Source organism: Pseudacidovorax sp. 1753 (assembly GCF_040544975.1).
Taxonomy (GTDB): Bacteria; Pseudomonadota; Gammaproteobacteria; order Burkholderiales; family Burkholderiaceae_C; genus Xenophilus.
On sequence record NZ_JBEPKY010000015.1, the window covers coordinates 80,955 to 95,266 of the forward strand.

Sequence of the window (14,312 nt, forward strand, 5' to 3'; positions counted from 1 at the left end):
CTCGGAGGGGGCGGGTCATTGGGCCGGCGATTGTCGGGGATCGCCATGACGATGCCGCCGGCTGTGCGGCGCAGCGGATCGGCCGCCTCGGCGGCCGTCGCGCGCGGCGCACCTGCCGGGGCTCAGGCCCGCATGCGCAGGGCGCGCCAGAGCAGTCGCGGCGCATCCGCCTTGCCGACCGTGGGTCGCCGGCGGAAGCTGTCGAAGTCCTGGGCCTCGATTTTGTCGAGGATGGCCAGTCCGCCCTGCACCACCAGCCGCAGCTCCCAGCCGATGCGCCCGGCCAGGCGGTGGACCAGCGGCGCGCCTTCGCGCATCAGCACGCGTGTCCAGCGCACCTCGTCGGCGACCAGCGCCAGGGCCGCGGGCGGCGGCCCGGCACCGTCCAGCGGCGCGAAGCGGGCGAAGTCGGCACGCTGCAGCCCATGCGCGGCGCAGTCCGCGAGCGGCAGGTACAGGCGGCCGCGCGGCAGGTCCACGCTCAGGTCCTGCCAGAAGTTGACGAGCTGCAGGGCGCTGCAGATGGCATCGCTCTGCCGCAGTGCCTGGGCGTCGTGCACGCCGTACAGGTGCAGCAGCAGCCGGCCCACCGGGTCCGCCGAGCGGCGGCAGTAATCCAGCAACTCGGCGCGGTCGGCATAGGCGCGGCCGTCGCGGGTGAAGGCGATGTCCTGGGCGAAGGCGTCGAGCAGGTCGGCCAGCAGCCGGTGGGGCAGGGCGAAGCGGCGCACTTCATGGGCCAGCGGCCCGAAGACCTGGGGCCAGCGTGTCGAGGGGGTCGCATTCGCGAAGACGGCGTCCAGGTCCGCGTGATAGGCGCCCAGCTCGGCCAGCCGCTGCGCCGGCGTGGCATCGCCCTCGTCCGCGATGTCGTCGGCGGTGCGGGCGAAGTGGTAGATGGCGGCGATCGGCGGCCGCAGCCGCGGCGGACACAGCCACGATGCGACGGGGAAGTTCTCGTAGTGGTCGGGCGCCGCGGCCTGGGCAGGCATCGGCGGGGCGGGGGCGGGAGGCATCCGGGCATTGTGCGCGGCACCTGTGGTTTTCCTGACCGCGTGCCGACTTTGCACGCCGGGCGGATGGGGCTCGGCGCTATGCTGCGCCCCAGCCCGACTTCCCTCACGCCCCATGGCTTCCGCTCCTGCCGTTCCCGTGCCCCAGGGCGCCTCCGCTTCCGCCCAACCCGCCGGCCCGGCGCTCATGGTGGCGGCGCTCGGCGTGGTGTTCGGCGATATCGGCACCTCGCCCCTCTATGCCTTCAAGGAGACGCTGAACTCGGAGCACGGCGTGGCCTTCACCACGGGGGCCGTGCTGGGCCTTCTGTCGCTGATCTTCTGGGGCCTGATGGTGGTGGTGACGCTCAAGTACGTGGTCTTCGTGCTGCGGGCGGACCACGACGGCGAAGGCGGCATCCTGGCGCTGCAGGCCCTGGCCCGCCATGCGGCTGGCTCGCCCGACCGGCGGGGGCGCACGCATCCCGCCATGGTGACGGCCACCATCGGCCTGGGCTTGCTGGGCGCCGCCATGTTCTATGGCGACAGCCTGATCACGCCGGCCATCTCGGTGCTGTCCGCGGTGGAGGGCCTGGAAGTGCAGGCACCCGCGCTGCAGCGCTGGGTGATCCCGCTCACGCTGGTGATCCTGGTGCTGCTGTTCATGGTGCAGCGGCGCGGCACAGGGGCGGTGGGCAAGGTGTTCGGGCCGGTGATGCTGCTGTGGTTCGGCACACTCGGCGTCAGCGGGGCGATGCAGGTGATCGAGCAGCCCGCCGTGCTGGAGGCGCTGGACCCGCGCCATGCAGTGCGCTTCCTGGTCGAGCACCGGGCCCAGTCTCTGGCCGTGCTGGGTGCGGTGTTCCTGGCCTTCACCGGCGGCGAAGCGCTGTACGCCGACATGGGCCACTTCGGCGCGCGGCCGATCCGGCTCGCATGGCTGCTGATCGCGCTGCCGGCCCTGGTGCTCAACTACTTCGGCCAGGGCGCGCTGGTGCTGGCCGATCCACAGGCGGTGGACAACCCCTTCTTCCGGCTCTTCCCGTCCTGGGCGCTGCTGCCGGTCGTGGGCCTGGCCGCCATGGCCACCGTGATCGCCTCGCAGGCCGTGATCTCCGGCGCCTTCTCGCTGACGGCGCAGGCGATGCGACTGGGTTACCTGCCGCGCATGCGCGTCGTGCAGACCTCCGGCGAATCCATCGGGCAGGTCTACGTGCCGGTGATCAACTGGCTGCTGATGGTGGGCGTGCTGCTGCTGGTGCTGGGCTTCCGCAGCTCGAGCGCGCTGTCGGCCGCCTACGGCATCGCCGTGTCGATCACCATGGTCACCACCACGCTGCTGGCTGGGCTGGTGGCCTGGCGGCTGTGGCACTGGAACCGCGTGGCGGTGCTCCTGGGCGTCATCGTCTTCGTGGGGGTGGATCTGGCCTTCGTCGTGGCCAACACGCTCAAGGTGGCCGACGGCGGCTGGCTGACGCTGGCCGTGGCGGTGGTGGCGATGGTGCTGTTCAGCACCTGGGCCAAGGGCGTGCGGCTGACGCGCGCCGAGCTGGTGGCCGAGCTGATTCCGCTGCCGGATTTCGTCGACTCGCTGGTGCTGGAGATGCCCTTCCGTGCGCGCGGCACGGCCGTCTTCCTCACGGCCGATGCGCTGTCGGTGCCTCATGCCCTGCTGCACAACCTGCACCACAACCAGGTGTTGCACGAGCAGGTCTTCGTGATGCAGATGCTGGCCTGCGAGACGCCGCGCGTGCCGGCGCGCGAGCGCATCGAGGCGCAGAACCTGGGCCACGGCATCTGGGCCGTGAAGGTGCGCTACGGCTTCATGGAGCCGCCGAACGTCCCGGAGTTCGTGCGCATGCTGGCCTACCAGAAGGGGCTGGCGGTGGAGTCGATGGCCACCTCGTACTTCATCTCCCGCGCCTCGCTGGGCCGGCGGCGGCTGCCGGCGTTCAGCGGCATGCGGCAGGCGTTGTTCAGCTGGCTGCAGCGCAACGCGGGCCGCGCCTCGGACTATTTCCATCTGCCGGAGAACCGGCTGGTGGAAATGGGCCAGCGCCTCTAGCGCCTTTCCTTTCGCCCCGCTCGACTGACCGTCGCCCGCGCGGCCGGCCGGACGCTGCGCGTTGCGTCGGTGCGATTGACAGCCCGAAGGCCCTTCCCCGAAGATTGCTGACTCGTCGGTCATTAATTGTGACCGGTGCCTCAACCCGTTGTTCCGCCGCCGCTCACGGCCGGCGCCAGGCCATGCCTCATACGACTACCAACCGGGCTCCGCGGAGCCTCGTGCAGGGATTACTCGCGCTCTGCGCCTTTGCGGCCCTCCTGGCGGGCTGCTCGCGCCAGCCGGCCCAGGAGGAACCCGTGCGCGCCGTCAAGCTGATGACGGTGGCGGTCACCCCCTTTGCGAGCGAGCCCGAATTCGCCGGCGAGGTGCGCGCGCAGGTCGAGTCGCGCCTGGGCTTCCGGGTCGGCGGCAAGGTGCTGCGGCGGCAGGCCGAGCTGGGCCAGCGGGTGAAGGCGGGCCAGGTGCTGGCGGAGCTGGATCCGCGCGATCTGCGCCTCTCGGTCGAGGCGGCCCAGGCCCAGGCCAGCGCCGCGCGCACGCAGCGCGACCTGGCCGAGGCCGACCTGGCCCGCTACCGCGAGCTGCGGGCCAGGAACTTCATCAGCGCCGCCGAGATGGAACGGCGCGAGGCCAGCTTCAAGTCCGCCCAGGCGCAGTTCGACCAGTCGCGGGCGCAGCTGAGCGCGCAGGGCAACCAAGCCGGCTATGCCGTGCTGACGGCCGATGCGCCGGGCGTCGTGACCTCGGTCGATGCCGAGCCGGGCCAGGTGGTGGCGGCCGGCACGTCCGTGGTGCGCGTGGCGCTGGATGGTCCGCGCGATGTCGTCTTCGCCGTGCCGGAGGACCGTGCGCCGCAGGTGCGCATCGGTTCCGCCGTGGCGGTGCGCGGCTGGTCGCCCGGCACCGAGACGCTCGAAGGCCGCGTGCGCGAAGTGGCCGCCAGCGCCGACCCCGTCACCCGCACCTACACCGTGAAGGTGGCGGTCGACGCCGCGCAGGCGCCGGCGCTGGGCGCCACCGTCTATGCCAAGCCGCGCGCGCTGTCGCTGGCCGGCACGCCGGTCATCAAGCTGCCGACCAGCGCGCTGCGCCAGGAGGGGCAGGGCTCGGCGGTGTGGGTACTGGATCCGGCCAGCATGACGGTGAAGTCGCAGGCGGTGGAGATCGCCACCGCCGACGGCAACGAGGCGGTGATCGCCAAGGGCCTGGCGCCCGGCATGCAGGTGGTCACGGCCGGGGTGCATGTGCTCGCGCCGGGGCAGAAGGTGACGGTCTACCGGGACCGCTATGCGGCACAGGACCCCGGCGCCACCAGCGCGCCTGCGGCAGCCGCGGCCCCGGCCGCTTCACCGGCCGCTTCACCGGCCCCGGCCGCCAGCGGGGCCCGCTGATGTCCGCCGCGCCGTCCGAGAAGCCTTCAGGCTTCAACCTCTCCGCCTGGGCGCTGGACCACGCGCCGCTCACTCGCTACCTGATGGTGGTGCTGATGGTGCTGGGCTTCGCGGCCTACTTCCAGCTGGGGCAGGACGAGGACCCGCCCTTCACCTTCCGCGCCATGGTCGTGCGCACCTATTGGCCCGGCGCCACCGCGCAGCAGGTGGCCGAGCAGGTCACCGACAAGATCGAGCGGACGCTGCAGGAAGTGCCCTATGCCGACAAGATCCGCAGCTACTCCAAGCCTGGCGAGTCGCAGGTCGTCTTCGAGCTGAAGGACGCGGCCCGTCCATCGGAGGTGCCGCAGGTCTGGTACACGGTGCGCAAGAAGATCGGCGACATGCGCTACACGCTGCCCGGCAACATCCAGGGGCCGTTCTTCAACGACGACTTCGGCGACGTGTACGGCGTGATCTACGCGCTGCGGGGTCAGGGCTTCAGCCCGGCCGAACTCAAGACCGTGGCCGACGACCTGCGCCTGCGTCTGCTGCGCGTGAAGGATGTGGCCAAGGTCGAGCAGTTCGGCGTGCAGGACGAGAAGGTCTTCGTCGAGGTCTCGCAGAAGCGACTGGCCCAGATGGGCCTGGACCTCAACGCCGTGCTCCAGCAGCTCGGCGCGCAGAACGCGGTGGAGAGCGCCGGCACCATCCGCTCACCGCAGGACGTGCTGCAGGTGCGGGTCGGCGGCCAGTTCACCGACCTCGACCAATTGAGAGCCATGCCGATCCGTGGCAGCTCGGGCAACCAGCTGCGCCTCGGCGACATCGCGCGCGTGGAGCGCGGCTATGTCGATCCGCCCAGCGTCAAGGTGCACTACCAGGGCGATCCGGTGATCGGGTTGGGCATCTCGATGATGAAGGGCGGCGACATCATCGCGCTGGGCAAGGCGCTGCAAGAGACGGTCGCCCAGGTCAACACTCAACTGCCCGCCGGCATGCGGCTCGATCAAGTGCAGGACCAGCCCGCCACCGTGGCCACCTCGGTCAACGAGTTCGTCAAGGTGCTGATCGAGGCGGTGGTCATCGTGCTGGGCGTGAGCTTCATCGCGCTGGGACTGCACAAGGGCGGACGCTTCGGCTGGCACATCGACTGGCGGCCCGGCCTGGTGGTGGGTATCACCATTCCGCTGGTGCTGTCGGTCACCTTCCTGGCGATGGACTACTTCGGCATCGGGCTGCACAAGATCTCGCTGGGCTCGCTGATCATCGCCCTGGGCCTTCTGGTGGACGACGCCATCATCGCGGTGGAGATGATGGTGCGGAAGATGGAGGAGGGCTACGACAAGCGCCGTGCCGCCACCTTCGCCTACGACGTGACGGCCATGCCGATGCTCACCGGCACGCTGATCACGGCGGCGGGCTTCCTGCCCATCGGCATCGCCAAGTCGACGACGGGCGAATACACCTTCGCGATCTTCGCGGTGACGGTCATCGCGCTGCTGCTGTCGTGGATCGTGTCGGTGTACTTCGTCCCCTACCTCGGCACGCTGCTGCTCAAGGTCAAACCGCACGACCCCGACGCGCCGCCTCACGAGCTCTTCGACACGCCTTTCTACAACCGCTTCCGCAGCGCGGTGGGCTGGTGCGTCAACCACCGCTGGATCACCATCGGCGCCACGCTGGCCGTGCTGGCGCTTGGCATTCTGGGCATGACGCGGGTGCAGCAGCAGTTCTTTCCCGACTCGAACCGGCCGGAGATCATGGTCGACGCCTGGTTTCCCGAAGGCACCGCCTTCGAGGCCAACGAGGCGGTGGTCAAGCGGCTGGAGCGGCGCCTGATGGAGCAGGAAGGCGTGCAGAGCGTGGCCACCTGGATCGGCTCGGGCGCGCCGCGCTTCTACCTGCCGCTGGACCAGACCTTTCCGCAGAGCAACGTCTCCCAGTTCATCGTGCTGACCAAGGACCTGAAGGCCCGCGACGCCGTGCGCCGCCAGCTGCCGACCCTGCTGGCGCAGGAGTTTCCGGAAGTACGTGGCCGCGTGAAGCTGCTGGCGAGCGGGCCGCCCGTGCCCTATCCGGTGCAGTTCCGCGTGGTGGGCGACGATCCAGCCACGCTGCGGCGCTTGGCCGACGAGGTCAAGGCCGAGGTCCGCACCAACCCGTCCATGGTGGGCGTCAACGACAACTGGAACGAGTCCATCAAGTCCATCCGCATGGACGTGGACCAGGCCAAGGCGCGCGCCCTGGGCGTGACCAGCCAGTCCATCGCCCAGGCCTCGCGCGGGATCTACACCGGCAACCCGATCGGCCAGTACCGCGAGCAGGACAAGCTGATCGACATCGTGCTGCGCCAAGCCCGTGAGGAGCGCGATGCCATCTCCGACCTGACGGATGCGTACGTGACGACTGCCGCTGGCCGTTCGATCCCGCTGCTGCAGATCGCCCAGCCGCATTTCGCTTGGGAGCCGGGCGTGATCTGGCGCTGGAACCGCGCCTATGCCGTCACCGTGCAGGGCGACGTGGTGGACGGCATGCAGGGCGCGACTGTCACCCAGCAGCTGCTGCCCGCGCTGCGCACGCTGGAGGCGAAGTGGCAGGCCCGCGGCGAGCCGCCGGTGCGTATCGAGGTGGCCGGTGCGGTGGAGGAGAGCAGCAAGGGGTCGGCCTCGATCATGGCGGGCATTCCCATCATGCTGTTCGCCGTATTCACGCTGCTGATGCTGCAGCTTCACAGCTTCAGCCGGGCGCTGCTGGTGTTCCTGACGGGTCCGATGGGCATCGCGGGCGTGGCCGCGGCGCTGCTGCTGCTGGACCGGCCTTTCGGCTTCGTCGCCATGCTGGGCGTCATCGCACTGATGGGGATGATCCAGCGCAACTCGGTGATCCTGATCGACCAGATCGAGCTGGACCGCGCGGCCGGCGTGCCGGCGCGCCGCGCCATCGTCGAGTCGGCGGTACGGCGGCTGCGACCGATCGTGCTGACGGCGGCGGCAGCCGTGCTGGCGATGATCCCGCTGTCGCGCAGTGTGTTCTGGGGGCCGATGGCGGTCGCCATCATGGGTGGGCTGATCGTGGCGACGGCGCTGACGCTGCTGGCGTTGCCGGCCATGTATGCGGCCTGGTTCCGCATCGGCCACGACGACGCCGTGGCGCCGTCGGAACCGGACACACCGGCCGCTCCTGCGGCTGCCCATTAGGGACTTGAGCAAGGCCGAAAGCGCATTCGAACCCGATTAGAATGCGCGATTGACCAATTTCAGGCAGGCGGTGCGTGGCGGGTGATCCCCACTGCCGTCGGTGGCACCTAATCCGGTGCTCCATGCCTCTAGTTTGTTGTCAGGGCGGCCCTGCCTTCGCGGCGAGGTCGCCCTGTTCATCATCCACCATCGGCTGAAAAGTCCGGAGCTGCGCGGGTGGCGAAATTGGTAGACGCACCAGGTTTAGGTCCTGACGCCAGCAATGGTGTGGGGGTTCGAGTCCCCCCCCGCGCACCAGCATCCTTCATTTGGAAGAGATTCACACCATGACCGTGAACGTTGAAACCCTCGAGAAGCTCGAGCGCAAGATCACCCTGACGCTCCCCGTGGAGACGATCCAGGCGGAAGTCGATTCGCGGCTCAAGCGGCTGGCCCGCACCGTCAAGATGGACGGCTTCCGTCCGGGCAAGGTGCCCATGAGCGTCGTGGCCCAGCGCTACGGCTACTCGGTGCAGTACGAGGTGATGAACGACAAGGTCGGCCAGGCCTTCTCGCAGGCTGCCAACGAGGCCAAGCTGCGCGTCGCCGGCCAGCCCACCATCACCGAAAAAGAAGGTGCGCCCGAGGGCCAGGTGGCCTTCGACGCCGTCTTCGAGGTGTACCCCGAGGTCAAGATCGGCGAGCTGGCCGAGGCCGAGGTCGAGCGCGTGTCCACCGAAGTCACCGACGAGGCCATCGACCGCACCGTCGACATCCTGCGCAAGCAGCGCCGCACCTTTGGCCTGCGCTCGCAGGACAGCGCCGCCGCCGACGGCGACCGCGTGACGGTCGACTTCGAAGGCAAGATCGACGGCGAGCCCTTCCAGGGCGGCAAGGCCGAGGACTTCCAGTTCATCGTCGGCGAAGGCCAGATGCTCAAGGAGTTCGAAGATGCCGTGCGCGGCATGAAGGTGGGCGACAGCCGCACCTTCCCGCTGGCCTTTCCGGCCGACTACCACGGCAAGGACGTGGCCGGCAAGCAGGCCGACTTCATGGTCACCGTCAAGAAGATCGAGGCCGCCAACCTGCCCGAGATCGACGAGGCCTTCACCAAGTCCCTCGGCATCGGCGAAGGCACGGTCGAGGCGTTGCGCGACGACATCCGCAAGAACCTCGAGCGCGAAGTCAAGTTCCGCCTGCTGGCGCGCAACAAGACGGCCGTGATGGACGCGCTGCTGGCCAAGTCCGAGCTGGACCTGCCCAAGTCGGTGGTCCAGTCCGAGATCGACCGCATGGTCGAAGGTGCCCGCGCCGAGCTCAAGCAGCGCGGCATCAAGGACGCCGACAAGGCCCCGATCCCCGCCGACGTGTTCCGTCCGCAGGCCGAGCGCCGCGTGCGCCTGGGCCTGGTGGTGGCCGAGCTGGTGCGTGCCAACAGCCTCGAAGCCAAGCCCGAGCAGATCAAGGCCCACATCGAAGAGCTGGCCTCCAGCTACGAGAAGCCGGCCGACGTGGTGCGCTGGTACTACGGTGACAACCGCCGCCTGGCCGAGGTCGAGGCCGTGGTCATCGAGAACAACGTGACCGAATTCGTCCTGGGCAAGGCCAAGGTCAGCGACAAGGCCGTCGGCTTCGACGAGCTGATGCAGCAGCAAGGTTGATTGCCTTCTGATCGTTCCTTCGTGGGGCTTGTGCCGTGCGGCACAGGCCCCATTTGCTTTCCAGCACCGGCTTCGCAGGCGGCAATGTCCGCCGCCTGAAACCCGGCATGCGGCGCAGTACAGTTGCGCCATCTTTTGCGGAGAAACCCAATGAGTGCACAGGAAACCCAAGCCCTCGGCCTGATCCCGATGGTCATCGAGCAGTCGGGCCGTGGCGAGCGGTCCTTCGACATCTACTCGCGCCTGCTCAAGGAGCGCGTCGTGTTCCTGGTGGGCGAGGTCAACGACCAGACCGCCAATTTGGTGGTCGCGCAGTTGCTGTTCCTGGAGAGCGAGAACCCCGACAAGGACATTTCGCTGTACATCAACTCGCCGGGCGGCAGCGTGACGGCCGGCATGTCGATCTACGACACCATGCAGTTCATCAAGCCCGACGTGTCGACCATGTGCCTGGGCTTCGCGGCCAGCATGGGCGCCTTCCTGCTGGCGGCCGGGGCGCCGGGCAAGCGCTACTCGCTGCCCAACTCCAAGGTCATGATCCACCAGGTGCTGGGCGGCGCCCGTGGCCAGGCGACGGACATCGAGATCCAGGCGCGCGACATCCTGCGTACCAAGGACCAGATGAACCGCATCCTGGCCGAGCGCACGGGTCAGCCCTTGGAAAAGATCAAGAACGACACCGAGCGCGACTACTACATGACCGCCGACGAGGCCAAGGACTACGGCATCGTCGATCAGGTCATCTCGCGGCGCGGCTGATGCGGGCGCACCGGCGGCAATGCCGGTGTCCGTCCTAGGAAAAACGGCGTTTTTCCCTGCGGAAAACGCCGTTTTTCCTTTCGCTATCATTGGTTCATTACTGTTTTGGGCATCCGTTCATGGCCGAGAAAAAAGGCTCTTCCAGCGAGAAAACGCTTTATTGCTCCTTCTGCGGCAAGAGCCAGCACGAGGTCAAGAAGCTGATCGCCGGCCCTTCCGTTTTCATCTGCGACGAGTGCATCGACCTGTGCAATGAAATCATCCGCGACGAACTGCCCGCCGGCGGCGATGCGCGGGAACAGGGACGCGGCGACTTGCCGACCCCGACCGAGATCAAGGGCAACCTCGACAACTACGTGATCGGCCAGGAGGCGGCCAAGCGCATGCTGGCGGTGGCGGTCTACAACCACTACAAGCGTCTCAAGCACAAGGAACGGGCCAAGGGCGAGGACGTCGAGCTGTCCAAGAGCAACATCCTGCTCATCGGTCCGACCGGCTCGGGCAAGACGCTGCTGGCCCAGACGCTCGCCCGCCAGCTCGACGTGCCTTTCGTCATGGCGGACGCCACCACGCTGACCGAGGCGGGCTACGTGGGCGAGGACGTCGAGAACATCATCCAGAAGCTGCTGCAGAGCTGCAATTACGACGTCGAACGCGCCCAGCGCGGCATCGTCTACATCGACGAGATCGACAAGATCTCGCGCAAGTCCGACAACCCGAGCATCACCCGCGACGTGTCGGGCGAGGGCGTTCAACAGGCGCTGCTCAAGCTGATTGAAGGCACCATGGCCAGCGTGCCGCCGCAGGGCGGACGCAAGCACCCCAATCAGGATTTCCTGCAGATCGACACCACCAACATCCTGTTCATATGCGGTGGCGCCTTCGCGGGGCTGGAAAAGGTGATCGAGGCGCGTACCGAAGCCTCGGGCATCGGCTTCGGCGCGCTGGTGCGCAGCAAGCAGCAGCGCAGCCTGACCCAGGTGTTCAGCGAGGTGGAGCCGGAAGACCTGATCAAGTTCGGCATCATTCCGGAGCTGGTCGGCCGTCTGCCGGTGGTGGCTTCGCTGGCCGAGCTGAGCGAAGACGCGCTGGTGCAGATCCTGACCGAGCCACGCAATGCCGTCGTCAAGCAGTTCTCCAAGCTGCTGCAGATGGAAGGCGTGGAGCTGGAAGTGCGGCCCGCCGCCCTTCGTGCGGTGGCGCGCAAGGCGCTGGCGCGCAAGACCGGCGCCCGTGGCCTGCGCTCCATCCTTGAAGGTGCCCTGATCGACACCATGTTCGATCTTCCCACGGCGTCCAACGTGGAAAAGGTGGTGGTCGACGAGTCGACCATCGAAGAAAACAAGGCGCCGCTTCTCGTCTATCGCGAGGCGGCCAAGAAGGCCTGAAGAGGAACACCATGTCCGGTCACATTCCCCTGCCGTCCGATCCCATCGATCTGCCGCTGCTACCGCTGCGCGATGTGGTGGTGTTCCCTCACATGGTCATCCCACTGTTCGTGGGCCGGCCCAAGAGCATCAAGGCGCTCGAGCTTGCCATGGAGGCCGAGCGCCGCATCATGCTGGTCGCGCAGAAGGCTGCCGCCAAGGACGAGCCCTCGGTCGACGACATGTTCGAGGTGGGTTGCGTCTCGACCATCCTGCAGATGCTGAAGCTGCCGGACGGCACCGTGAAGGTGCTGGTCGAAGGCCAGCAGCGCGCCCGCGTGGCGCGCATCGAAGACAGCCAGACGCATTTCTCGGCCAATGTGGTGCCGCTTGAAGCGGCCGGTGCTGCGGGTACCGAGGTCGAGGCGCTGCGCCGCGCGGTGATGCAGCAGTTCGACCAGTACGTCAAGCTGAACAAGAAGATCCCGCCCGAGATCCTCACGTCCATCGCCAGCATCGACGATGCCGGCCGCCTGGCCGACACCATCGCCGCTCACCTGCCGCTCAAGCTGGACAACAAGCAGGCCGTGCTGGACCTGTCGAACGTGCAGCAGCGGCTGGAAAGCCTGTTCTCGCAGCTGGAGCGCGAGGTCGACATCCTCAACGTCGACAAGAAGATTCGCAGCCGCGTGAAGCGGCAGATGGAGAAGAACCAGCGCGACTTCTATCTGAATGAGCAGGTCAAGGCCATCCAGAAGGAACTGGGCGAGGGCGAGGACGGCGCGGACATCGAGGAGATCGAAAAGAAGATCATCGCCGCCAAGATGCCCAAGGACGCCCGCAAGAAGGCGGACGCCGAGCTCAAGAAGCTCAAGCTCATGTCGCCCATGTCGGCCGAGGCGACGGTGGTGCGCAACTACATCGATGTGCTGGTCGGCCTGCCCTGGAGCAAGAAGACCAAGATCAAGCACGATCTGGCGAACGCCGAGACGGTGCTCAATGAGGACCACTATGGCCTCGAGAAGGTCAAGGACCGGATCCTCGAATATCTTGCGGTCCAGCAGCGCGTGGAAAAGGTCAAGGCGCCCATCCTGTGTCTCGTCGGCCCACCGGGCGTCGGCAAGACTTCCCTGGGGCAATCCATCGCCAAGGCGACGGGCCGGAAGTACGTGCGCATGGCGCTCGGCGGCATGCGCGACGAGGCCGAGATCCGCGGTCACCGACGCACCTACATCGGCGCGCTGCCGGGCAAGGTGCTGCAAAGCCTGAACAAGGTGGGCACGCGCAATCCGCTGTTCCTGCTGGACGAGATCGACAAGCTGGGCACGGACTTCCGTGGCGATCCGTCGTCGGCCCTGCTGGAGGTGCTCGATCCCGAGCAGAACCACACCTTCGGCGACCACTACGTCGAGGTCGATTTCGACCTGTCGGACGTGATGTTCGTCGCGACGTCGAACTCGATGAACATCCCGCCGGCGCTGCTGGACCGGATGGAAGTGATCCGCCTGTCGGGCTACACCGAGGACGAGAAGACCAGCATCGCCCTGAAGTACCTGCTGCCCAAGCAGATGGGCAACAACGGCGTGAAGGACGATGAGCTGCTGGTGACCGAGGACGCGGTGCGCGACATCGTGCGCTACTACACCCGCGAGGCCGGCGTACGTTCGCTGGAGCGCGAGCTCTCCAAGATCTGCCGCAAGGTGGTCAAGGGGCTACTGCTCAAGAAGCTGACGCCGAAGGTGACCGTGGACAGCGAGAACCTCCACGAATTCCTGGGTGTGCGCAAGTACAGCTTCGGTCGTGCCGAGCAGCAGAACCAGGTGGGCCAGGTGGTCGGGCTGGCGTGGACGGAGGTGGGCGGCGACCTGCTGACCATCGAAGTGGCCACGGTGCCGGGCAAGGGCGTCATCACCCGTACCGGCTCGCTGGGCGACGTGATGAAGGAGTCGGTCGAGGCCGCGCGCACCGTGGTGCGCAGCCGCGCTCGTCGCCTGGGCATCAAGGATGAGCTCTTCGAGAAGAAGGACATCCACATCCACGTGCCCGATGGCGCGACGCCCAAGGACGGCCCGAGCGCTGGTATTGCGATGACGACGGCGCTTGTTTCGGCGTTGACAGGTATCCCGGTGCGCAGCGACGTGGCCATGACTGGCGAGATCACCCTGCGTGGCGAGGTCACGGCCATCGGCGGTCTGAAGGAAAAGCTGTTGGCGGCTCTGCGCGGAGGCATCAAGACCGTGCTGATCCCCGAGGAGAACGCCAAGGATCTGCAGGACATCCCCGAGAACGTGAAGAACGGCCTCGAGATCGTGCCGGTCAAGTGGATCGACAAGGTGCTTGAAGTGGCGCTCGAAAAGCAACCCAAGCCGCTGTCGGAAGAAGAGGTGGCGGCTTCCGCCGCCGCCATGGCCGAGCTGTCCAAGCAGCGCGCCGGCGAGCCGCGCACCGAAGGGTCGATCAAGCATTGAAGAATTTCGGGTCGGCGCTTGCGCTGGCCCGAAAAAGAGCCCTATAATCTAAGGCTCGGTTCTGCGGGAATAGCTCAGTTGGTAGAGCGCAACCTTGCCAAGGTTGAGGTCGACGGTTCGAGACCGTTTTCCCGCTCCAGTTTTAAGGAGGAAGCCGCAAGGCTTCTTCCAGCGTCCGATCAAGACGCGGGAATAGCTCAGTTGGTAGAGCGCAACCTTGCCAAGGTTGAGGTCGACGGTTCGAGACCGTTTTCCCGCTCCAGTTTTGGAGGAAGCCGCAAGGCCTCTTCCAGCGCCCGATCAAGACGCGGGAATAGCTCAGTTGGTAGAGCGCAACCTTGCCAAGGTTGAGGTCGACGGTTCGAGACCGTTTTCCCGCTCCAGTCTCAGGTCCAAGACCGCCTTGTCTGCCCCTCACGGGAGTTCAGCAAGGCGGTTTTGTTTTGGC

At 67.2% G+C, this 14,312-nt stretch carries 8 protein-coding genes and 4 tRNA genes; 11 read left to right on the top strand and 1 reads right to left on the bottom strand.

The features are described 5' to 3' along the window. Window positions 1-122 precede the first annotated feature (122 nt). Window positions 123-992 carry a squalene synthase HpnC gene (gene hpnC / locus ABIC63_RS19265; protein ID WP_354320988.1) on the bottom strand — a complete coding sequence of 290 codons (870 nt, stop codon included), beginning with the start codon at window positions 990-992 and terminating at the stop codon, window positions 123-125. Window positions 993-1,128: 136 nt separating this feature from the next. Here hpnC and ABIC63_RS19270 point away from each other — a divergent pair, with 136 nt between their 5' ends. The 11 genes from ABIC63_RS19270 to ABIC63_RS19320 all read left to right on the top strand — a co-directional run bounded on the left by ABIC63_RS19270 (window position 1,129) and on the right by ABIC63_RS19320 (window position 14,247). After that, complete coding sequence (locus ABIC63_RS19270) at window positions 1,129-3,057, top strand: potassium transporter Kup (RefSeq protein WP_476345172.1); 1,929 nt, start codon at window positions 1,129-1,131, stop codon at window positions 3,055-3,057. A gap of 182 nt (window positions 3,058-3,239) precedes the next feature. Beyond that, a complete protein-coding gene (locus ABIC63_RS19275; protein WP_354320989.1) occupies window positions 3,240-4,451 on the top strand; it encodes an efflux RND transporter periplasmic adaptor subunit in 1,212 nt (403 codons plus the stop codon). Further along, window positions 4,451-7,630 (top strand): efflux RND transporter permease subunit, encoded by a 3,180-nt coding sequence (locus tag ABIC63_RS19280; protein ID WP_354320990.1) that lies wholly within the window; start codon window positions 4,451-4,453, stop codon window positions 7,628-7,630. The genes ABIC63_RS19275 and ABIC63_RS19280 overlap by 1 nt, the downstream gene beginning before the upstream one ends. A 210-nt stretch (window positions 7,631-7,840) precedes the next feature. After that, window positions 7,841-7,927: transfer RNA gene (locus tag ABIC63_RS19285), tRNA-Leu, on the top strand. Window positions 7,928-7,956: 29 nt separating this feature from the next. Continuing rightward, complete coding sequence (gene tig / locus ABIC63_RS19290) at window positions 7,957-9,270, top strand: trigger factor (protein ID WP_294373131.1); 1,314 nt, start codon at window positions 7,957-7,959, stop codon at window positions 9,268-9,270. A gap of 150 nt (window positions 9,271-9,420) precedes the next feature. After that, window positions 9,421-10,029 carry an ATP-dependent Clp endopeptidase proteolytic subunit ClpP gene (gene clpP, locus ABIC63_RS19295; RefSeq protein WP_043112356.1) on the top strand — a complete coding sequence of 203 codons (609 nt, stop codon included), beginning with the start codon at window positions 9,421-9,423 and terminating at the stop codon, window positions 10,027-10,029. 119 nt (window positions 10,030-10,148) lie between these two features. Next, window positions 10,149-11,417, top strand: a complete 1,269-nt coding sequence (gene clpX / locus ABIC63_RS19300) for an ATP-dependent Clp protease ATP-binding subunit ClpX (RefSeq protein WP_294373134.1) — start codon at window positions 10,149-10,151, stop codon at window positions 11,415-11,417. Between the two features lie 11 nt (window positions 11,418-11,428). Further along, window positions 11,429-13,864 (top strand): endopeptidase La, encoded by a 2,436-nt coding sequence (lon, locus tag ABIC63_RS19305; RefSeq protein WP_294373135.1) that lies wholly within the window; start codon window positions 11,429-11,431, stop codon window positions 13,862-13,864. Between the two features lie 63 nt (window positions 13,865-13,927). Continuing rightward, window positions 13,928-14,003: transfer RNA gene (locus tag ABIC63_RS19310), tRNA-Gly, on the top strand. 47 nt (window positions 14,004-14,050) lie between these two features. Continuing rightward, window positions 14,051-14,126 (top strand) — tRNA-Gly (locus tag ABIC63_RS19315). A 45-nt stretch (window positions 14,127-14,171) separates the two neighbouring features. Beyond that, window positions 14,172-14,247 (top strand) — tRNA-Gly (locus ABIC63_RS19320). Window positions 14,248-14,312: the final 65 nt, after the last annotated feature.

What these genes read in the sequence shown, in the direction of transcription:
- hpnC (WP_354320988.1), bottom strand. Translation starts at nt 992, where the DNA reads ATGCCTGCCCAGGCCGCGGCGCCCGACCACTACGAGAACTTCCCCGTC.
- ABIC63_RS19270 (WP_476345172.1), top strand. Translation starts at nt 1,129, where the DNA reads ATGGCTTCCGCTCCTGCCGTTCCCGTGCCCCAGGGCGCCTCCGCTTCC.
- ABIC63_RS19275 (WP_354320989.1), top strand. Translation starts at nt 3,240, where the DNA reads ATGCCTCATACGACTACCAACCGGGCTCCGCGGAGCCTCGTGCAGGGA.
- ABIC63_RS19280 (WP_354320990.1), top strand. Translation starts at nt 4,451, where the DNA reads ATGTCCGCCGCGCCGTCCGAGAAGCCTTCAGGCTTCAACCTCTCCGCC.
- tig (WP_294373131.1), top strand. Translation starts at nt 7,957, where the DNA reads ATGACCGTGAACGTTGAAACCCTCGAGAAGCTCGAGCGCAAGATCACC.
- clpP (WP_043112356.1), top strand. Translation starts at nt 9,421, where the DNA reads ATGAGTGCACAGGAAACCCAAGCCCTCGGCCTGATCCCGATGGTCATC.
- clpX (WP_294373134.1), top strand. Translation starts at nt 10,149, where the DNA reads ATGGCCGAGAAAAAAGGCTCTTCCAGCGAGAAAACGCTTTATTGCTCC.
- lon (WP_294373135.1), top strand. Translation starts at nt 11,429, where the DNA reads ATGTCCGGTCACATTCCCCTGCCGTCCGATCCCATCGATCTGCCGCTG.